The sequence below is a fragment of the Ruania albidiflava DSM 18029 genome (assembly GCF_000421225.1).
GTDB classification, from domain to species: Bacteria; Actinomycetota; Actinomycetes; order Actinomycetales; family Beutenbergiaceae; genus Ruania; species Ruania albidiflava.
This window is the reverse complement of record NZ_ATWL01000001.1, coordinates 379,390-399,393: the sequence shown is the minus strand read 5'-3', so window position 1 is coordinate 399,393 and position 20,004 is coordinate 379,390. Positions and strand designations below refer to the sequence as shown.

The 20,004-nt window shown below is 70.5% G+C and carries 16 protein-coding genes and 1 tRNA gene; 11 read left to right on the top strand and 6 right to left on the bottom strand.

What is annotated here, in order from left to right:
- Positions 1-496 precede the first annotated feature (496 nt).
- Positions 497-585 (bottom strand) — tRNA-Leu (locus tag K338_RS0101860).
- A 203-nt stretch (positions 586-788) separates the two neighbouring features.
- Entirely contained in the window at positions 789-3,641 is a 2,853-nt protein-coding gene (locus tag K338_RS26340; protein ID WP_169579506.1) for a S8 family serine peptidase, read from the bottom strand.
- 169 nt (positions 3,642-3,810) lie between these two features.
- Here K338_RS26340 and K338_RS0101850 point away from each other — a divergent pair, with 169 nt between their 5' ends.
- The 3 genes from K338_RS0101850 to K338_RS0101840 all read left to right on the top strand — a co-directional run bounded on the left by K338_RS0101850 (position 3,811) and on the right by K338_RS0101840 (position 7,966).
- On the top strand, positions 3,811-4,284 hold the full coding sequence (locus tag K338_RS0101850; protein ID WP_027286322.1) for a tRNA (cytidine(34)-2'-O)-methyltransferase: 474 nt from the start codon (positions 3,811-3,813) through the stop codon (positions 4,282-4,284).
- 272 nt (positions 4,285-4,556) lie between these two features.
- Positions 4,557-6,632: a M3 family metallopeptidase gene (locus K338_RS0101845; protein WP_022916484.1), complete on the top strand. Its 2,076-nt coding sequence runs from the start codon at positions 4,557-4,559 to the stop codon at positions 6,630-6,632.
- The gene (locus tag K338_RS0101840) at positions 6,632-7,966 is read left to right on the top strand and encodes a M20/M25/M40 family metallo-hydrolase (protein WP_022916483.1); all 1,335 of its coding nucleotides are present in this window, start codon (positions 6,632-6,634) and stop codon (positions 7,964-7,966) included. Before K338_RS0101845 ends, K338_RS0101840 begins: the two co-directional genes overlap by 1 nt.
- A 94-nt stretch (positions 7,967-8,060) precedes the next feature.
- On the opposite strand, the gene K338_RS0101835 is transcribed toward K338_RS0101840, so the two are convergent.
- On the bottom strand, positions 8,061-8,279 hold the full coding sequence (locus K338_RS0101835) for a DUF5703 family protein (protein ID WP_022916482.1): 219 nt from the start codon (positions 8,277-8,279) through the stop codon (positions 8,061-8,063).
- A 114-nt stretch (positions 8,280-8,393) separates the two neighbouring features.
- Here K338_RS0101835 and K338_RS19885 point away from each other — a divergent pair, with 114 nt between their 5' ends.
- A complete protein-coding gene (locus K338_RS19885; RefSeq protein WP_022916481.1) occupies positions 8,394-8,726 on the top strand; it encodes a hypothetical protein in 333 nt (110 codons plus the stop codon).
- Here the strand turns inward: K338_RS19885 and K338_RS0101825 are convergent.
- The gene (locus tag K338_RS0101825) at positions 8,708-9,658 is read right to left on the bottom strand and encodes an aldo/keto reductase (protein ID WP_022916480.1); all 951 of its coding nucleotides are present in this window, start codon (positions 9,656-9,658) and stop codon (positions 8,708-8,710) included. The two genes, K338_RS19885 and K338_RS0101825, sit on opposite strands and share 19 nt — an antisense overlap.
- Positions 9,659-9,700: 42 nt before the next feature.
- On the opposite strand from K338_RS0101825, the gene K338_RS0101820 reads away from it, so the two are divergent.
- Positions 9,701-10,549 (top strand): undecaprenyl-diphosphate phosphatase, encoded by an 849-nt coding sequence (locus K338_RS0101820; protein WP_022916479.1) that lies wholly within the window; start codon positions 9,701-9,703, stop codon positions 10,547-10,549.
- Positions 10,550-10,558: 9 nt separating this feature from the next.
- Positions 10,559-11,806 (top strand): cysteine--1-D-myo-inosityl 2-amino-2-deoxy-alpha-D-glucopyranoside ligase, encoded by a 1,248-nt coding sequence (gene mshC, locus K338_RS0101815; RefSeq protein WP_022916478.1) that lies wholly within the window; start codon positions 10,559-10,561, stop codon positions 11,804-11,806.
- Positions 11,807-11,827: 21 nt separating this feature from the next.
- Here the strand turns inward: mshC and K338_RS0101810 are convergent, their stop codons facing one another.
- Both K338_RS0101810 and K338_RS0101805 read right to left on the bottom strand, forming a co-directional pair.
- Positions 11,828-12,637 (bottom strand): PAC2 family protein, encoded by an 810-nt coding sequence (locus K338_RS0101810; protein ID WP_022916477.1) that lies wholly within the window; start codon positions 12,635-12,637, stop codon positions 11,828-11,830.
- A gap of 136 nt (positions 12,638-12,773) precedes the next feature.
- Entirely contained in the window at positions 12,774-14,150 is a 1,377-nt protein-coding gene (locus K338_RS0101805; RefSeq protein ID WP_022916476.1) for an FAD-binding oxidoreductase, read from the bottom strand.
- 147 nt (positions 14,151-14,297) lie between these two features.
- On the opposite strand from K338_RS0101805, the gene K338_RS0101800 reads away from it, so the two are divergent.
- From K338_RS0101800 to K338_RS25405, 5 genes are all read left to right on the top strand, one after another.
- Positions 14,298-15,026, top strand: coding sequence for an HAD family hydrolase (locus K338_RS0101800; protein WP_027286318.1), 729 nt, complete (start codon positions 14,298-14,300; stop codon positions 15,024-15,026).
- Positions 15,004-16,140: a site-2 protease family protein gene (locus K338_RS0101795; RefSeq protein ID WP_022916474.1), complete on the top strand. Its 1,137-nt coding sequence runs from the start codon at positions 15,004-15,006 to the stop codon at positions 16,138-16,140. Before K338_RS0101800 ends, K338_RS0101795 begins: the two co-directional genes overlap by 23 nt.
- Before the next feature lie 88 nt (positions 16,141-16,228).
- Positions 16,229-17,236: a tRNA (adenine-N1)-methyltransferase gene (locus tag K338_RS19880; RefSeq protein WP_051154624.1), complete on the top strand. Its 1,008-nt coding sequence runs from the start codon at positions 16,229-16,231 to the stop codon at positions 17,234-17,236.
- Between the two features lie 37 nt (positions 17,237-17,273).
- Positions 17,274-18,911 carry a proteasome ATPase gene (gene arc, locus K338_RS0101785; protein WP_027286317.1) on the top strand — a complete coding sequence of 546 codons (1,638 nt, stop codon included), beginning with the start codon at positions 17,274-17,276 and terminating at the stop codon, positions 18,909-18,911.
- 814 nt (positions 18,912-19,725) lie between these two features.
- A complete protein-coding gene (locus K338_RS25405) occupies positions 19,726-19,881 on the top strand; it encodes a hypothetical protein (RefSeq protein ID WP_157612155.1) in 156 nt (51 codons plus the stop codon).
- Positions 19,882-20,004: the final 123 nt, after the last annotated feature.

Sequence of the window (20,004 nt, the reverse complement as noted above, 5' to 3'; positions counted from 1 at the left end):
CTTGTCCGTCCAGATCCGCCCCGGGTTCACCGACAGGCCGGTGGTCCCGGCGTCTTCGGTCACCGAGCCCGGATACCGGTGCCAGGTCGGATGGTCGGTCAGCCACTCGGTCGGTGTCTGCCCACCATCCACCGGAGCCGCGTGCACCGGAGTGCTCGGTCCCGCCCAGAGACCGGAGACCAGCACCGCGATCGCCGCCAGTGTCGCGAGGGCTGGTCGCTGCCGTCCCGATCGCGTCGCTCGCCCCCACCGTGGACCTGCGTCGTTGGTGTCCCACGACAGCCTCCCGTACCGCCCTTGGTCAGACCCTGACAGAGCGAGACGCGCTCCAAAGGTCCCGCTGAGTATCCCGCCAGAGGGCGTTGGCCGCAAGACCAATGACTAGATCGTCGCAGCTCGGGCGCCGCCGGTGCGCGAGACCAGCGGCGAGACGACGCCGCTCCGGTCACGCCGAACCAGCCGTCGTTCGGAGCGATCCGGAGCCCGTCCTGGGCAGTGGTGTCCGAGGGGGGACTTGAACCCCCACGCCCGATAAAGGGCACTAGCACCTCAAGCTAGCGCGTCTGCCAATTCCGCCACCCGGACAAGGGTGCAGCGGCCAGCCTCACGGCCGCCCGCAACGACGGTAAACATACCATGGGCACCCGCCTGCTCCCCACCTGCCCGGAGTGGCCCAGAACACGCCGTGAGCACAGACCGACGGGGGCCGGACCACCCAGGCCCGGCCCCCGCCGTCATCGGTATCACGCAGTGCGCTCAGCGACAGCTGAGCCCAGCGCGCACAGTGCTCATCGGCTACCGGCACCACCTCCGTGGCCCGGTCCGGGGCACAGACCACTGATCGCGCAGAACACGTCGTCCCACAGGTGGAACGGCACGTGGAACATCTGCAGCATCGTCTCCCACCAGGGGTTGCCGTTGTTGTTCCGGTCGATGGTGAACTCCGAGGTGTGCACGGTCTGCGACTCCTCGGCGCTGGCCGGATCTCCGAGCGCGGAGACCGCGGTGATCTCGACGATGTAGTCACCGTCCGGCACCCGCCAGTCGTCGTTGCGGTGCCCGCGCTGGTAGCCGGAGTCCAACCGCCCGTCCCAGGTGTACGGCGTGAACGAGGTCGCCGTCGCGTCCCGGCCCAGGTAGTCCACGTCCAGGAACGTGGCGGTCGGGCCGAACTGGGCACCACGCTGGCCGTTGTGGCTTGCGTAGACCGTCATCGACAGCTGCTGCGCCGGGTGCTGCAGGTGCACCAGCACCGTCGGGACGTCCCCGTCCTGCATCGTGTACGTGGTGCCGTCCGGTTCCAGGTCGTAGGAACCACCCATCACACAGTCCACACCGATGAACCGTTCGCACTCGGCCAGGGAGCCGAGCGTGGGCAGCCCGTAGCCGATGTCGGTCATCAGCGGCACGGACTGGTAGTCGCCGGCGAAGCCCGCGTAGGGGATCCGCAGCGGCTCGCCCTCGTCCGGGGTGAGCACCACGTACCCGCCGTACTGGGCCTGGTCGAGCTCCGGGTTGGCCGCGATGGTCACCTCGACAGCGGCCTGCTCGCCAGCGCCCACGGTCACCTCCGCGGGCAGGTCCACCTGGCTCGGCGCGTAGCCGAAGGTCGGGTTGGTCGGGTCGCCGTAGGTGGACACAGCGTCCTCGTAGCTCAGTGCGTAGGTCACTGCGCTGTCCCCGGAGTTGGTCAGCGTGAGGGTCTGGGTGCTCGGACCAGACTCGCTCTCGCCCAGGTTCAGCGCCCCCGGGGAGGCGGAGACCGAGGACAGGATGGCGTCGTCGACGTCCAGCAGCCCGCCGCCCTGGCGGATCACCGGGCCGAGGTAGCCGTAGTCCGGGGCGAGCGCCCACAGCTTCGGGTCGGCCGTGTTCTGCATCAGCTCCTTGATCTGCTCCGGGGACAGGTCACCGCGCGCATCCAGCATGAGCGCCACCGCACCGGCCACGTGCGGGGAGGACATCGACGTGCCGGACATCGACCCGTGCCCGCCCTGCTCGAGCGGGATCGTGGACCAGATCTGCCCACCCGGTGCACCCAGGTCGGGCTTGAGCTTCAGGTCGGCGGTCATACCGTAGGAGCTGAAGCTGGAGACCAGGCCGCCGGTCGGGTTCGGCTGGGAGACCGTGTCCTCGGTCCACACCAGCTCGGTGGCCTCGCCCGCGGCGACCGCCTCGGTGATCGCCGTGCCCGACTCCAGCGAGACCGACACCACCGGGATGGTGATCTCCACCTCGCCTTCCACAGTCGGGTTGATCAGCCCGGGCTCGTTGTTGTACAGCACCACACCGGCCGCACCGGTGTCCTGGACGTGGACCGCCTTGTCGGAGAAGGCGCACGTGCCGCGGGAGACCACCACGATCTGGTCGGTGAAGTCACCGGTCAGCGGTGCGCAGGCTTCTTCTTCACCGTCCGCAGGGAGCGCGAGCGGCGCCTGCCCGCTGGTCGGGGCGGTCGGGGAGCCGGAGGCGGTGGTGTAGGCGTACGAGGCGCCGTCCGGGGCGGTAGAGAACGTGTTCGCGGTGAACGTCGTGTTGTCGTAGGAGGCCACGCCGATCGCGGAGTTGCTGACCCCGGGTGCTCCGGCGGACCAGGTGCCCAGCTCGCCGTCGTTGCCGATAGAAGCCACCACGACCATGCCGGCATCCACGAGGTTGTCGCTGGCTACAGCGGTCGGGTACTCCGGCCAGGACGCGAAACCGGCGCCCACGGACATGTTCAGCACGTCCATGCCGTCGTCGAGAGCCATCTCCATGGCAGCGAGCATGATGTCGGTGTCGGTGGACCCGTTGCAGCCGAACACGCGGTACGCCCCGAACGTCACCCCGGGGGCCACACCGCGTACCCCGCCCTCTGCCGGGTCGCCGCTCGCGCCGACGATACCGGCCACGTGCGTGCCGTGCCCGTAGCAGTCGTCCGGATCGTCGTCCGGCTTCGGTTCCGGCTGGTAGTCCGGGCTGGAGGCGTCGGCGTTGTAGTCGTCCCCGACGAAGTCATGCCCCGTGGTCACGCGCGCGGTCGGGAACGACGTGCCCTCCCCGCTACCGCCCAGGTCCGGGTGCTCATAGTCCACGCCGGTGTCCAGGATGCCCACCTGGATCCCCGCACCGGTGTAGCCGAGCTCGCTCTGCACGATGTCGGCACCGGTCATCGCCAGTGCACTGACCATCTCCGGGGTCGTGGACGAAGCCTGCTCCGGCGGGAGTGCCACGGTCAGCACCGGGAACACCGCCTGCACCGAGTCCGCCTCGGCCAGCACAGCAGCGTCGTAGTCGGACATCTCGGCGGAGAACCCGGTCCACAGGTGGGAGTAGGTCTCCCGGACCTCCACCTCCAGACCGAGATCTTCCGCCTCGTCGATCGCCGCGTTCGCCTGCTGAGCGTTCGTGGATACCGAACCGCCCTGCACGCTCGGCGTCCCAGCCGTCTGCACGAACCAGGCACCGGTGGGGGAGGACTCGGCCTGCAGCCCGCTCGGGGCATCCGTGGCCCCGTAGTCGGAGGCGGTGCCCAGGTCCGTGACCTCGTCGGCGGAGGCAGCGGACAGGGGGACGAGCGTGGACAACGCCAGCGCGGCGATGCCCCCGCACGCGACGGCTCGGCGCGGCCGCACGCGGTCGGACGACGGTGGTCGACGCATGAAAGGTCTCCTCATCGAGTCGGGGGAGCGTGCCTGGGACACGATCGGCACCCGAAGAACATATCGGTATCCACCCGTCCAGTGTGAAGATCGCCACACAGGTCCTCCACCGGATCACCACAGCTCGATCGGTGCGGCAGCCGTGTGGGCGCGGCGGTACTCTGCGCGGGTGTTCCACGTCGTCTTCCACGAGCCGTGCATCCCACCGAACACCGGCAACGCGATCCGGCTGTCCGCGGTGACCGGAGTGATGCTGCACCTGGTCGAACCCCTCGGGTTCGACCTCAGCGACGCCAAGCTGCGCCGCGCAGGCTTGGACTACCACGACCTGGCCAACGTGCGGGTGCATGCGGACTGGACCTCCGCCGTCGAGCACCTGCAGCGCCACGGCAGTCGGCGCATCTATGCCTTCACCGGACGTGCGCAGAAGCACTTCGGCGAGATCGACTACGCCCCCGCAGACGCGCTGCTGTTCGGGACCGAGCCCACCGGGCTGCCCGAAGAGATCCTCGACGACCCGCGGATCACCGAGCGGGTGCGCATCCCGATGCGCCCCGGGGTGCGGTCGCTGAACCTGTCCAACTCGGCCGCGATCGCCGTCTACGAGGCCTGGCGTCAGCACGGGTACGACGGCGGAGCATGACCGGGCAGCGCCAGTCTCCCGGCGTAGCGTTCCAGCCCGAGAGAGGAAGCGGCCCCGACGCGATGAACGCTGCCGGGGCCGCCGCGCGACTGGCCGTTCAGAGGGGGGCCGTTCGGCCGTCGCAGCTGGCCGGGACTTCTACGCCTCCGAGGGGGACGGGGACTGATCCCGACGTGCCACAAACTGTACAACATGACAGTCCTTGTCGGTACCGGACGGGGTGCCCGATCTGTCCGGTAAGGAGAGGTCCTCTTTTCGGGTATGAATGAGTCATGACCGACGCCACGCTGCCTGCGGACAACCCGCTGGCCCAGCCCTCCTCGCTGCCCTATCAGCTGCCCGACTTCGCTGCGATCGGCACCGAGCACCTGCGGCCCGCGATCGACGCCGGACTCGCCCAGCAGCGGGCCGAGTGGGAGGCGGTAGCCAGCAGCACCGAGCCGCCGACTGTCACCAACACCCTGGACGCACTGGAGCGTTCCGGTCAGCTGCTGCAGCGGGTGGAGGCGGTGTTCGGCACCCTGGTCAGCTCCGCCGGTACCGACGAGCTCCGTGCGATCGAGTCCGAGTACGCGCCGGTGCTGGCCGCCCACCAGGATGCGTTCTGGCTGGACGAGCGGATCTATACCCGGCTGACGCAGGTGCAGGCCGCCGGCGTGGCCGAGGAGGAGACCGCCTGGGTGCTGCAGCGCTACCTGACCGACTTCGTCCGCGCCGGCATCCTGCTGGACGAGGACGCCAAAGCCACGCTGCGCGCTCTGAACGGGCAGATCACCGCCCTGGAGACGGAGTTCGCCCAGCTGGTGGTCGCCGGGATGGAGGCGGCCGCCGTGCACGTGACCGATCCGGACCTGCTCGCCGGTCTCGCCGACGACGCAGTCTCCGCGCTCGCCCAGGCTGCTGCCGATCGCGGCAGGAGCGGTCACCTGGTCACCTTCCAGCTGCCCACCGGGCAGGCGCTGCTCGCCCAGGCCGCTGACCGCAGGCTGCGGGAGCAGGTCTTCACCGCCTCTGTGGCTCGCGGCACCGGTGTGGATCCGGGCTCGGACACCCGTGCCCTGGTGGTGGCGCTGGCGGCGAAGCGCGCCGAGCGTGCCCGCCTGCTCGGCTACGAGCACCACGCCAGCTATGTCGCCGAGGGCGGTACGGCGAAGACCACGGAGGCGATCAACGCGATGCTCGGCCGGCTGGCGCCGCCAGCGGTGCGCAACGCCCGCGCGGAGGGAGCGGAGCTGGTCGAGGCGCTCACCGCCGACCAGCCCGGGGCCGAGCTGGCCGGCTGGGACTGGGCGTACTACGCCGACCGGGTGCGCCAGCAGCGCTACGCCGTCGACGAGGCAGCGCTGCGTCCCTACCTGGAGCTCGACCGGGTGATCCACGACGGGGTGTTCTACGCCGCGACCCGCCTCTACGGCCTGACCTTCACCGAGCGAGCCGACCTGGTCGGCTACGCCGACGGTGTCCGGGTGTGGGAGGTGTTCGAGGCCGACGGCACCGGGCTCGGCCTGTTCGTCGGTGACTACTACGCCCGAGAAGGTAAGCGCGGCGGTGCGTGGATGCACAACCTCGTGGACGCCGCCGGCCTGCTCGACCGCCGGGCGGTGGTGGTGAACAACCTGAACATCACCCGCCCGGCCGCCGGCCAACCCACGCTGCTCACCTGGGACGAGGTGATCACTGCCTTCCACGAGTTCGGGCACGCCCTGCACGGACTGTTCGCCGCTGGCCGGTACCCGTCAGTCTCCGGCACCAACGTCCCCCGCGACTTCGTGGAGTTCCCCTCCCAGGTGAACGAGATGTGGGCCTGGCACCCCGAGGTGATCGCCAGCTTCGCCCGGCACCACCAGACCGGCCAGGTGCTGCCCGGCGACACGCTGGACCGGCTGCGCGACTCCCAGTCCTACGGTGCGGGGTTCGCCACCACCGAGTACCTCGCCGCCGCGATGCTGGACCAGGCCTGGCACCAGCTGACCCCGGAGCAGGTCCCCACTGACGCCGCAGCCGTCGAGGAGTTCGAGGCGCAGACGCTGGCCGCCCTCGGGCTGGACTATCCCCTGGTGCCGCCGCGGTACCGGACCACGTACTTCAACCACACCTTCGGTGGCGGCTACGACGCCGGCTACTACTCCTACATCTGGAGCGAGGTGCTGGACGCCGACACTGTGGAGTGGTTTCGGCAGGAGGCAGCCCGCGACGGTGACGGTGGACTGAACCGCGCCGCCGGGAGCCGGTTCCGCCAAGCCCTGCTCTCCCGCGGGTACACCCGCGACCCGCTCGCCTCCTACTGTGACCTGCGCGGCCGGGACGCCGCGATCGACCCCCTGCTGAAGCGCCGAGGACTGGACTGATGACCATCACCGACGAGAACCGCACTCCCACTGCCGCCGAGCTGGAGGCAGTGGCCATCTGCCGCAACCTGATCCGGATCGACACCTCCAACTACGGTGACGGGTCCGGACCCGGTGAGCGGGAAGCCGCCGAGTACGTGATGGAGCTGCTCACCGAGGTCGGCTACGACCCGGTGTACTTCGAGTCCGCCGACCGGCGCGCGAACGTCGTGGTCCGCATCCCCGGCGCCGACCCCACCCGGGACGCGCTCGTCGTGCACGGCCACCTGGACGTCGTCCCCGCCGAGGCCTCGGAGTGGAAGATGGACCCCTTCGGCGGTGAAGAGATGGACGGCATGATCTGGGGTCGTGGCGCCGTGGACATGAAGGACATGGATGCGATGATCCTGGCCGTCGTGCGGGACATGAAGCGCACCGGCTGGCGGCCGGCACGGGACCTGGTGATCGCCTTCTTCGCCGACGAGGAGCACGGCGGCACCTACGGCGCCCGGTGGGCGGTGGACCACAAGCCGGAGCTCTTCGAGGGGGCCACCGAGGCGATCAGCGAGGTCGGCGGCTACTCGGTGGAGGTGAACGGGCGCCGCGCCTACCTGCTGCAGACCGCAGAGAAGGGCATCGCCTGGTTGCGGCTGATCGCCGACGGCACCGCCGGACACGGTTCCCAGATCAACGACGACAATGCGGTCACCCGGCTCGCCGAGGCGGTCGGCCGGATCGGCCGGCACGCCTGGCCGCTGAGCCTCTCGCCCCCGGTGCGGGCGCTGCTGGACGGGGTCGCCGAGCTCACCGGCACCGGGTACGACCCGGACGACCGGACCTCCATCGAGGCGCTCGCCGCCTCGCTCGGGTCGGCGAGCAAGTTCGTCAACGCCACCCTGGCCGCGAACGCCAACCCCACCCAGCTGGACGCCGGGTACAAGGCGAACGTGGTGCCATCCGGGGCGGAAGCGGTCATCGACGTGCGCTTCCTGCCCGGTGAGGAGGAGCAGACCGTGCAGACCATCCGCGAGCTGGCTGGTGAGGGCATCCGGCTGGAGGACGTGCAGCGCAACATCGCCCTGGAGGTCCCGTTCGGCGGCGACCTGGTGGACCGGATGGTGGCCGCTCTGGACGCGGAGGACCCGGGCGCCGTGGTGCTGCCCTACATGCTCTCCGGCGGCACCGACAACAAGTCGCTGGCCCGGCTGGGCATCACCGGGTACGGGTTCGCACCGCTGCAGCTGCCGCCGGAGCTGGACTTCGCCGGCATGTTCCACGGGGTGGACGAGCGGGTGCCGGTCGAGTCGGTGCAGTTCGGGGTGCGGGTGCTGGACCGGTTCCTGCGCAGCTGCTGACCACCCAGTCGCGAACGCTCGCCTTCGCGGCGACACGCCGAGCGGGAGCCGCACAGGCGAGCGTTCGCGAGGAACGGGCGGGACAACCGCTGGGTCAGAGCGTGCTGCGCACGCGGATGATCTTCCGCCGCAGCCACACCTTCCGAGCACCGCCCATGTAGATGCGGTGCCGGGCCAGCTCCCACCGGCCGTACTCGGCCTCGTCGGTGAGCAGCTGGCGCAGGTCGGCGCGTCTGGTGGTCGCTGGGAGAGTGAGTACCCGAAACTCGTACGCTGGCTGGGAGGTCGCCGGGTGCACGGTCTGGCTCGCCATGGCAGCACGATAACCAGCACACCTGGGTGCGTCGAGCACCGACGTCGCTGCGCCGCAGCAGAGCGCGCGAAGATGCCCCTCCCCACCGGCAGTTCCTGGTGCTACCGTCACCCTATGGCTACCGACCCGCGTGCCGCGCTGGACCGACTGTTCGCGGCCTTCGAGGAGCACCTGGACGCTGTGGAAACGCTCCAGGACGACGAGGCGCCAGTGGTTCTGGCCACCTCCGACGCGCTCGCGGAGGCGTTCGAGAACTATGACGAGTCCCTCTACGAGGAGTACGGCGTGGACACCCCGCTGGTGGTCTACGACGGCGACGAGGAGGACGAGGACTTCGAGTTCGACGATCTCGACGACGATGCCCTCGAGGAAGACACCGTGGCGGACGACTCCCGCGCCGGCCGGCGGGACGGGCCCGGCCCGGGGGGTCAGCGCCGCTCGGGGTAACCGAGCTGCGGTGCGGTGACCTCGTCCAGCACCTGCCGGATCTGCTCCGGCAGCTCCAGGTCGTCCGCGGCCAACGTCCCCCGCAGCTGCGCCGGCGAGCGGGCCCCCACGATCGCGCTGGCCACCCCGGGAGCGTCCCGGGCCCAGGCCAGCGCCACCTCCACCGGTGCCCGACCCAGCCCGTCGGCTGCGGTCGCCACCGCCTCCACCACCGATCGGGCGCGGTCGTTCAGGTACGGTTCCACGAACCCGCGCAGGTGTGGTGAGGCGGCCCGGGAGTCCGCGGGTACCGAGCGCCGGTACTTGCCGGACAGCACACCGCGGCCCAACGCCGACCAGGCGAGCACCCCCACACCCAGCCCTGCGGCCGCGGGCACCAGCTCCCGCTCGATGCCGCGCTGCAGCAGCGAGTACTCCATCTGCGCGGCGGCCAGGCCCGGTCCGTCAGCGAGCACCGTCGCTGCGTGCGCCAGCTGCCACGCGGCGTGGTTGGACAACCCCACGTACCGGGTGCGGCCAGTGGCCACCGCATGCTCCAGGGTCCACAACGTCTCCGCGAGCGGAGTACGCGGGTCCGGGGCCTGCACCAGCCACAGGTCCAGGTGATCGGTGCCCAGCCGCGCCAGCGAGGCATCCAGCGCATCCAGCAGCGCGCCGCGGGAAGCATCCACCCGACCGTCGCGCACACCAGCCTTGGAGCAGAGCACCACGTCCTGGCGGTCCACCTCCTCGGCGAGCAGGGCGCCGATCACCTCTTCAGCCGCGCCGTCGGAGTAGGTGGCGGCAGTGTCCAGCAGCGTGCCACCGGCGTCCAGGAACACGCGCAGCTGGTCGGCGGCCTCGTGCGCGTCGGTGTCCCGGCCCCAGGTCATCGTGCCCAGGCCCACTGCCGACACGCGCAACCCGCTGCCGCCCACACGCCGTGAATCCATGGAGGTGAGGTTACCGGTCCGCGCCCCTTACCCTTGGACCCCGTGACATGGATCGAAGCGCTCGTCCTGGGTCTGGTGCAGGGGCTGACGGAGTTCCTGCCGATCTCCTCCAGCGCCCACCTGCGCATCGTGGGCGACCTGATGAGCTCGGACCCCGGTGCCGCATTCACCGCGATCACCCAGATCGGCACCGAGACGGCCGTGGTGCTGTACTTCCGTCGGGACATCGCCCGGATCGTCGCCCACTGGGCGAAGTCCCTGCCGGTCGGCCCGTGGAAGAAGCAGCTGCCCAGCTCCGACCCGGACGCCCGGATGGGCTGGTTCGTGATCTGCGGCTCCATCCCGATCGTGGTCCTCGGGCTGCTCTTCCAGGACGCGATCGAGCATGCGCTGCGCAACCTCTACCTGACCGCCACCGTGCTCGCGGTCTTCGGTGTGATCCTCGGCATCGCCGACGTGCGCGGGGCCAAGACCCGCACGCTGGACCGGCTCACCTGGAAGCACGCCTGGCTCTACGGCCTGGCCCAGTCGCTCGCACTCGTGCCCGGTGTGTCCCGCTCCGGCGGCACCATCACCGCGGGCCTGCTGATGGGCTACACCCGGGAGGCTGCGGCGCGGTACTCCTTCCTGCTGGCGATCCCGGCAGTGCTCGGCTCCGGCTTCTACCAGCTGATCAAGAGCGGCGGCACCGCCGGGGAGGTCGGGTTCTGGCCCACCCTGCTGGCCACCATCGTGGCGTTCGGTGTCGGCTACGTGGTGATCATCGCGTTCCTGAAGATCGTCTCCACCTACTCATACCGTCCGTTCGTCTACTACCGGATCGGTCTGGCTGTGGTGGTGGTGCTCCTCCTGCTCGCCGGTGCGCTCACCGCCATGCCCGCCTCCGGTTAGTCTGATCGCGTGCACTCCTGGACCCGCCCTCACCTGCCCGCACTCCCTGGTCCCGGCCGCCGGCCGCAGCTGCAGGACACGGCCACCGGGGAACGGGTCGATGCTGTCGTCGACGGCGTCGCTCACCTGTACGTGTGCGGGATCACCCCGTACGACTCCACGCACCTGGGTCATGCGTTCACCTATGTGGCCTTCGACACGCTCGTCCGGGTGTGGCGGGACGCCGGCGTGGCGGTGACCTATGTGCAGAACGTCACCGACGTGGACGATCCGCTGCTGGAGCGGGCCGCGCAGATCGGGGTGGACTGGCGCGAGCTCGCCGCCGACCAGGTGCAGCTGTTCCGCACCGACATGGAGGCGCTGCGGGTGCTGCCGCCGGAGCACTACGTGGGGGTCGTCGAGGTGGTGGACCTGGTCGTGGCCGCCGTAGAACGCCTCCTCGCAGTCGGTGCCGCCTACTGGGTGGACCAGGACGTCTACGCCGACCTGAGCGCCGACCCGCGGTTCGGGTCCGTCTCCCACCTGGACCGCACCGAGATGGTCGGGCTGTTCGCCGAACGGGGCGGAGACCCGGACACCGAGGGCAAGCGGGACCCGCTGGACCCGCTGCTCTGGCGTGGCCGGCGTACCGGCGAACCCTGGTGGGACGGGGCCAGCCTCGGTCCCGGCCGACCCGGCTGGCACATCGAGTGCGGTGCGATCGCCGCCCACCACCTCGGCCTGCCGGTCACTCTCGAGGGCGGCGGGCAGGACCTGGTCTTCCCGCACCACGAGATGGGCACCAGCCACCTGCGCTTCCTGCAGGAGGAGACCGACTCCGAACCGATCCGCTCCTACCTGCACACCGGTCTGGTCGCCTACCAGGGCGAGAAGATGAGCAAGTCGCTGGGCAACCTGGTGTTCGTCTCCGGGCTGCTCGCTGACGGTGTGGACGCCCGGGCGGTGCGGCTGGTGCTGCTGGCGCACCACTACAGCGAGTCCTGGGAGTACACCGACACCGGTCTGGCCGAGGCTGTGCAACGGCTGGGACGCTGGCAGGAAGCCGCGACCGGCAGCGCTGGGACGACCACCGCCGTCCCGGTGAGCGGGCAGGGCCAGCCGGGCTCCGCCGTCGTGGACCAGATGCGCGCAGCGCTGGCGGACAACCTGGACACCGCCGCCTGCCTGGAGGTGGTGGACCGGGCGGCAGCCACAGGCACGCTCGCAGCTGAGGTGGTCAGCGCCGTCGATGCGCTGCTGGGCATCGACCTGCGCTGAGACCGTGACCGGGCGGGTGGCTCAGTGCCCAGAGTCGCGGCGGCGCAGGTACTTCTCGAACTCCCGCGCGATCGCCTCACCACTGGCCTCGGGCAGCTCGGCAGTGTCCTTGGCCTGCTCCAGCTGGCGCACGTACTCGGCCACCTCTGGGTCCTCACCGGCGAGCTCGTCCACACCGTCCTGCCAGGCCTTGGCGTCCTCCGGCAGCTCACCCATCGGCACCGGTTCCCCGAGCAGCTCCTCGAGTGCGGTCAGCAGCGCCAGCGTGGCCTTCGGTGAGGGCGGCTGGGCGACGTAGTGCGGTACTGCCGCCCACACGTTCAGCGAGTGCATCCCGCGCTCGGTCGCCAGGTGGGTGAGTACCCCGGTGATCCCGGTCGGGCCCTCGTACTCGCTGGTCTCCACGTCCAGCAGCGCCTGCACCCGCGGGTCGTCGCTGGAGGTCTGCACCGGGATCGGGCGGGTGTGCGGCACGTCCGCGAGCAGCGCACCCACGCAGACCAACGTGGTCGCCCCCAGCTCCTCGACGGCGTCCAGCACCTGTCGGCAGTACTCCCGCCACCGCATCGAGGGTTCCACCCCCTGCACCAGCACCACCCGCCGGCCCCGCTGTGGGGAGGCGGTGACGGAGATCGTCGTGGCCGGCCAGGTCAGCACCCGGTTGCCGTCGGTATCGGTGGAGATCATCGGACGGTTCACCTGGAAGTCGTGGAAGGTGTCCACGTCCAGCCGGGTGGCCTCGCGGGCGTCCCACTCGGTGGCGAGCTGGTCGAGCGCAGCGCTGGCGGCCGAGCCGGCATCGTTCCAGCCCTCGAACGCTGCGATCACCATCGCCGGCGGGATCTGCGGGCTCTCCTCGCTGCCTTCGTCCGGAGCGGGGCCACGATGGCGTGGGGAAGTACTCACCGGTCCAGCCTACGGGAGATGGGTTGCCGACCTCACGGCCGACCCAGCGGTCGCCGACAGGTCAGGGCAGGATCGGACGGTGGCTGCGGAACACCCGGTGCGGGTCCTGCGCGGCCTTCACCCGCCGCAGCCTCGCCAGCGTCGCCGGACCCAACCCGCGGGTGATGTCCGGATCCGGGCCGAGCATGTTCAGGTGGGTCCGGTGGCTCAGGTGCGCACCGAGCCGGCGCTCCAGGGCTCGCCAGTGCGCGCGCACGGTCTCCTCCTGCGCTGCGGAGCCGGCCAGGGAGAACCCGAACAGCAGGTACTCCTCCGCGATCGGTTCGACGGCGGTGGGCAGCTCCTGGCGCAACGCACCACCCAGGTGTCGGATGCACGCGATCATCGGTGTCTGCGGGTGCGGCGGGTTCACCTCCAGCAGGCCCCGCTGGAAGTCTGTGCTCAGCTCCGCGACGAAGTGGGACCAGTCCAGCACCGGCAGCGGCTGCGTGGGTTCGTTCGCGACCGATGACAGCTCGCTCATCGGCAGCGGTGCGACCGTGTCCACCTCCAGTCCCGGTACCGCGCGCAGCGGGGCGAGCAGCTCCTCCGCCTCAGCCTCGGCACCCAGGAACGTGACGTTGAGGTTCACCATCGAGCGCTCGTGCAGCTCCGGCGGGAACGGCTCGCTGGGCGGGAAGGTGATCAGCCAGAGCCACAAGGTCAGCTCCGGTGGGGCGCTGCGGGTGACGTCGGCGAAGGCGGCCAGCACCTGCGCGGCCCGGTCCGCCGGCCACATCAGCTGCCCGCCCACGAGCGGGGGAGCCGGGAGCAGCTCGATCTCCACAGCGGTGACCACCCCGAGCCCGCCGCCGCCACCACCGAGCGCCCAGAACAGGTCCGGGTCGGAGTCTGCAGTCACCTCCACCAGCTCCCCGTCCGCCCGGACCACCTGCCAGGCACGCACCCAGCGGGCGGCCGGACCATAGGCGCGACCGAACCAGGGCAGCCCGCCGCCGGTGTGGTAGCCGACCACGGTCAGGTCGTCCGTGCTGCCCGGAGTGCCGGTCAGACCAGAGTCCGCCAGTGCGGCGACCAGGTGCGCCCACTTCACCCCGGCGCCCACCCGGGCGCGCCGGGTCTGCACGTCGATGCTCAGGTCCCGCAACCGGTGCGCGCGAACCATCACCGTGCCGGTCGTCGCTGCTGTGGCGCCGTGCCCGTTGGACTGCACGGTCACCGGGACGCCCAGCGCCGCGGCCGTGCGCACCGTCTCCTGCACGTCGGAGACTGTGGCCGGAGCCACGATCGCCGCTGGTTGCTGGTCCACGTGCAGGTTCCAGCCACGCCGGACGGACTCCCAGTCCGGATCGGGCGGACCGTGCACCGGACAGCTCAGAGCGGTCCGGAGGGCGGTGACGACGCTGGTGCGTGTGGGGTCCTGGGTGGATACGCTCATACCCGCCGACGCTAGGGACGGTGCCTTGCACGCCACTTGCACGTGACTGTGCTGCCAGTGGCCCGTGCCTGGTACCTGGACATGGTGCTGGGGCGGATAGCCTGGCTCTGACCGCTCCATCCCGCCGAGACAGCCCAGGAGACGCCGTTGCCAGCTCCCGACCAGCCTGTGGTGCCCGACCCTGCTGCCAGCGAGGTGCTGCCCGCGGCCGTGCTCTGGGACATGGACGGCACGCTGGTGGACACCGAGCCGTACTGGATGGCCGCCGAGGTGGCCCTGTCCGCCGAGCACGGCGGTACCTGGGACGAGAACCTGGCCCTGGACCTGGTCGGGATGTCCCTGGAAGCCTCGGCGGCCGAGCTGCAGGCCCGCGCCGGGATCCGGGGCACCATCACCGAGATCGTGCACGAGCTGCTCGCCCGGGTGGTCGTGCAGGTCCGCAGCAACGGCGTGCCCTGGCAGCCTGGTGCTCGGGAGCTGCTCACCGCCGTCCGGGAGGCGGGGGTACCCAGTGCCCTGGTGACGATGTCCTGGAAACCGCTCAGCGACGTCGTGCTCGCCGGGATCCCCGCCGGCACCTTCGACGTGGTCGTGACCGGTGACGGGGTGGACCAGGGCAAACCACACCCGGAGCCCTACCTGAGGGCAGCGAGCGCACTGGGTGTGCACCCCTCGGCGTGCGTGGCCATCGAGGACTCCCTGCCCGGTATCGCGTCCGCCACTGCGGCAGGCACCCGGGTGCTGGCCGTGCAGGCGAAGGTGCCCGTACCTCCTGCGCCGGGACGCAACCGGCTGGCCAGCCTCGAACAGGTGGGTCTGGCCGACCTGCGCCGCATCGCCGCCGGAGAGCTCTATGACCTCCTCCCAGCCGGCTGACCGGCCCCGCACCCGCGGGTGGCGCATCGGCACCCTCGGCGGTGCCCCGGTGGTGCTCACGGCCGGCTGGCTGCTGGTCGCCGCGGTGCTGGTCGCCGTCATCGGGCCCTGGCTGCAGAGCCGGCTCGGGCTCGGCGTTGAAGCGTACCTGTGGGCGCTCAGCGTCCCTGCCCTGCTGCTGCTGTCCGTGCTCGCCCACGAGCTCGCGCACGGCCTGGCCGCCAAGGTGCGTGGTATCCGTGCCCGCGAGTACGTGATCACCCTCTGGGGTGGGCACACCTCCTTCGGCAGCAGCCTGGCCACTCCAGCAGACTCGGCGATCGTGTCCGTAGCCGGCCCGGCGGCGAACGTGCTGCTGGCGGTGCTGGGCTGGCTGGTCGGCGGCACGACCGACGGGCTGGCCGGCCTCGCGATGACTGCATTCACCTACACGAACGGGTTCGTCGCCCTCTTCAACCTGCTGCCCGCGCTGCCGATGGACGGCGGCAAGCTGCTCGAGGCGGCGATCTGGGCGACCACGAGAGACCGCCTGCAGGGCATGCTGGTAGCCGGCCGGGCCGGGCAGGTGCTCGCGATCACCGTGGTCGTCGTGTCGCTCGGCTGGCCGCTGGCGCACGGGCAGCGCCCCTCGGTGAGCACCGCCATCTGGGCGGTGGTGGTAGGGGCTGTGCTGTGGAGCGGAGCCCAGGCCTCGGTCCGGCACGCCAAGGCGCAGATGGGAGCCCGCGGGCTCGACCTGGTGCCGCTCGCACGCGCCGCTGTGGCCGTGGACGGTTCCGCGACCGTGGCACAGGTGGACGGGGTGGCCGCTGCTGGAGCGCCCGCAGGCACGAGTCCCGCAGTGGTTGTGCTCGACCAGGGCCGGCCGGTGGCGCTGGTCGCGGCAGAGGCCTGGCAGTCCGTGCCCCCCGACCTGCGCGGCAGCACACCGGTGAGCGCGGTGGCCACACCGCTACCGGCCGTCTCGGTGCTGACAGTGCTGCAGGGTCCCGCCGCTGCCGCCCGGGTGGCCCGCGCCGCGCAGGCCGGTGCCCGCCACCTGGTGCTGGTGGACCCTCGCCGTGGTCTGCTCGGTGTGGTCGCCGTGGCCGACGTGGTGCGCCGGCTCGGCTGAGGACCTCCGCAGGCACGTACACTGCCCCGACGTGACCTCTCACCACACTGACGGATTTGCCCGCCGTGCTCCAGCCACCGGAGCCGCGATGCGTCGCGGCCCGCTGCGCGCCGGGGACAAGGTGCAGCTGACCGACCCGAAGGGCCGGCTGACCACGATCACGCTGCGTCCCGGGCAGTCTTTCCACACCCACCGCGGATCGTTCGAGCACGACCAGCTCATCGGCGCCCCGGAGGGCACTGTGGTCAGCACCACTGCGGGGGTGGAGTACCTGGCGCTGCGGCCGCTGCTGGCCGACTACGTGCTGTCCATGCCTCGTGGTGCTGCGGTGATCTACCCCAAGGACGCCGCCCAGATCGTCACCATGGCGGACATCTACCCCGGCGCCCGGGTGGTGGAGGCAGGTGTCGGCTCCGGTGCGCTCACCCTGTCCCTGCTGCGCGCGGTGGGCGAGACCGGATCGGTGCTGTCCATCGAGCGGCGCGAGGACTTCGCCGAGATCGCCCGCGGCAACGTGACCGACTTCTTCGGCGCCGACCACCCGGCCTGGGAGCTGCAGGTCGGGGACTTCGCCGACGTCGTGGCCCAGGTGCGCGAACCAGGGTCGGTGGACCGGATCGTGCTGGACATGCTGGCCCCCTGGGAGAACCTGGACGCCGCAGCCACCGCCCTGACCCCAGGCGGGGTGCTGGTTGCCTACGTGGCCACCGCCACCCAGCTGTCCCGGTTCACCGAGGCCGCGAAGTCCGACGGGCACTTCACCGAACCGCAGGCCTGGGAGTCGATGATCCGGGGCTGGCACCTGGAAGGCCTCGCAGTACGACCGGAGCACCGGATGATCGCGCACACCGGCTTCCTGGTGACCACGCGCAGACTGGCCCCAGGAGTCCACCCCCCGCTCCGCCGTCGACGGCCGGCACCGGGCGCCTACGCGGAGGAGGCGCCCAAGTTCGACGAGGCCGACCTGGCCGCCGACCTGGGGGAGCGGACCGTGTCGCAGAAGAAGCTGCGCAAGCTGCGCCGGTCGTTCGAGACCACCCGTGCGCTGCGGGAGGGTTCAGCCAGCGGACCGGACGGCGCTACCGGGCAGGACTGACCTACAGTAGAAGAGGTCTCGCTCGGAGGGAGTGATGATGGTCGACGATCACGGGTCCGCGCGCGAGCGGGAGCTGCAGGACAAGGCGATCGAGCTCGCTGCGAAGAACGAACGGCTGGTCACCGCACTCACCACTGCGCGCTCGCAGCTGGTGGAGCTGCGCACCCAGCTGGAGGAGATGAGCAAGCCGCCGGCCAGCTATGCGCTGTTCCTCGCTGACCGCGGCGACCGCAGCATCGACGTCCTCTCCTCCGGTCGGAAGATGCGCGTCGGTGTGGCGCACGACGTCCCGGTCGAGTCGCTGCGACCCGGACAAGAGGTGCAGCTGAACGAGGCGATGACCGTCGTGGCAGCCGGTGGGTACGACCCGGTCGGCGAGCTGGTCACCGTCAAGGAGGTGCTGGACGCCGGCCGGGTCTTGGTCATCGGCCGTGGTGAGGACGAGCGGGTCGTGCGCCTGGCTGGACCGTTGCTGGAGCACACGGTGCGAGTCGGGGACTCGCTCACCATCGACACGCGCACCGCGTTCGCCTTCGAGCACATCCCGCGGGCGGAGGTCGAAGATCTCATGCTCGAGGAGGTGCCGGACGTCGCCTATGACGACATCGGTGGCCTGTCCGCTCAGATCGAGCAGATCCGCGACGCCGTCGAGCTGCCGTTCCTGCACCCCGACCTGTTCCGCGAGCACGGTCTGAAACCACCGAAGGGCCTGCTGCTGTACGGTCCGCCCGGCTGCGGCAAGACGCTGATCGCCAAGGCGGTGGCCACCTCGCTGGCCAAGACCGCCGCCCGGTCCACCGGTGAGCGGACCCCGGTACGCAGCTACTTCCTGAACGTCAAGGGCCCCGAGCTGCTGAACAAGTACGTCGGCGAGACCGAGCGGCACATCCGGCTGATCTTCTCTCGGGCGAGGGAGAAGGCCTCTCAGGGCATCCCGGTCGTGGTGTTCTTCGACGAGATGGAGTCGCTGTTCCGGACCCGCGGCACCGGGGTGTCCTCCGACGTGGAGACGACGATCGTGCCGCAGCTGCTCGCCGAGATCGACGGTGTGGAGCGGCTGGAGAACGTGATCGTGATCGGTGCCTCCAACCGGGAGGACATGATCGACCCGGCCATCCTGCGCCCAGGTCGGCTGGACGTGAAGATCAAGATCGAGCGTCCGGACGCCGAGTCCGCCCGGGACATCTTCACCAAGTACCTCACCCCGGAGCTGCCGATCCACCCGGACGACCTGGCCGAGCACCACGACGATCCGCAGACCGCTGTGGACGCCATGATCGAGCGCACGGTCGGCCGGATGTACGCCGAGGACGAGGAGAACCAGTTCCTCGAGGTCACCTATGCCAGCGGGGACAAGGAGATCCTCTACTTCAAGGACTTCAACTCCGGGGCGATGGTGCAGAACATCGTGGACCGGGCGAAGAAGCAGGCGATCAAGGACCTGCTCGCCACCGGGGTGCGCGGGATCCGGGTGGACCACCTGCTGGACGCGTGCGTGGCCGAGTTCAAGGAGAACGAGGACCTGCCGAACACCACCAACCCCGACGACTGGGCCCGCGTGTCCGGGAAGAAGGGGGAGCGGATCGTGTTCATCCGCACGATCGTGCAGGACAAGGGCACCGCACAGCCGGGACGCACGATCGAGAACATCAGCCCCACCGGCCAGTACCTCTGACCTCGCACCCAGCCACCCCCTCACCGCCAGCCAACCCCTCACTGCGCTGAGTCCATTCAGTCGACACCTCGCACGCGTCGTCGTGCTCTGCGGTATCGCCCCCACGCAGCAGGTATCGCCGCGGTGGTGTGCCAGGTTGTCCACAACCCGGGGGTGCGTGCTGCGCGCGGGACCATCGTCTCGGTCAAGGTCGGGTCATGGATGAACGAGCAGCCGGAGCAGTGGTGTACCTGACCGGTGACCTGGACCGCAACACCCTGGAGAAGGCAGTGCGGGCCGGCACGTTGCAGCGGGTCCGCCGCGGAGCCTATGGAGCGGTCGTCGAGAGCGAGGATCGCTACGTACGCGAACGAGTGCGCGCCCGCCAGCAGATGCACGCCATCGCCCGCCAGCTGGAGGGTCCGCTGTGGTTCAGCCACGACAGTGCCGCCCTGCTGCACCGGTTGCCGTTGGACCGCGTCCCCAGCCGCACTCATCTGTTGCGACCTGGGCGCGCCTCCGCCCGAGCGGACCAGACCATCGTGCGCCATCGGGCAGCCGTTGCCGAGGCGGACATGACGATGGTCGATGCACTGCCGGTGACCACTGTGCTGCGCACAGCGGTGGATTGTGCCATGACGATGTCGGACCTGGGTGCCTTCATGGTCCTGGACCGCGTGCTGGCAGAACCGGGACTGCGGGAGCAGATCGCCGACCGGTTGGCGGGCCGGCGCGGAGCCAGTGGGTCCGCCAAGGCGCGGTGGCGGCTGGATCGGGCAGACAGGCGTGCGGAGTCAGCAGGTGAGACCGCCACGCGGGAGACCCGGCCGAGGTGGTGTTCCAGGAGAAGCGGCGCCAGGACGCGCTCGAGCGGGAGGGATGGATCCTCATCCGGGTGGTGTGGGCCGATCTGGCCCGCCCCGGCAGGCTGCTTGCCGAGGTGCACCGGAGGCTCGCGGAGCGGGCAACCCGGGGTGTCTGGATCGGGTGAGTGCGCTGCACCGGCGATGGCGAGGGGGCGGCGGCCTGGCTGGGCGATACCTGCTGCGTGGGGGCGATACCGCAGAGCACGACTCCACGTGCGAAGTATCGCCTGAATGGATTCAGCGGGCGG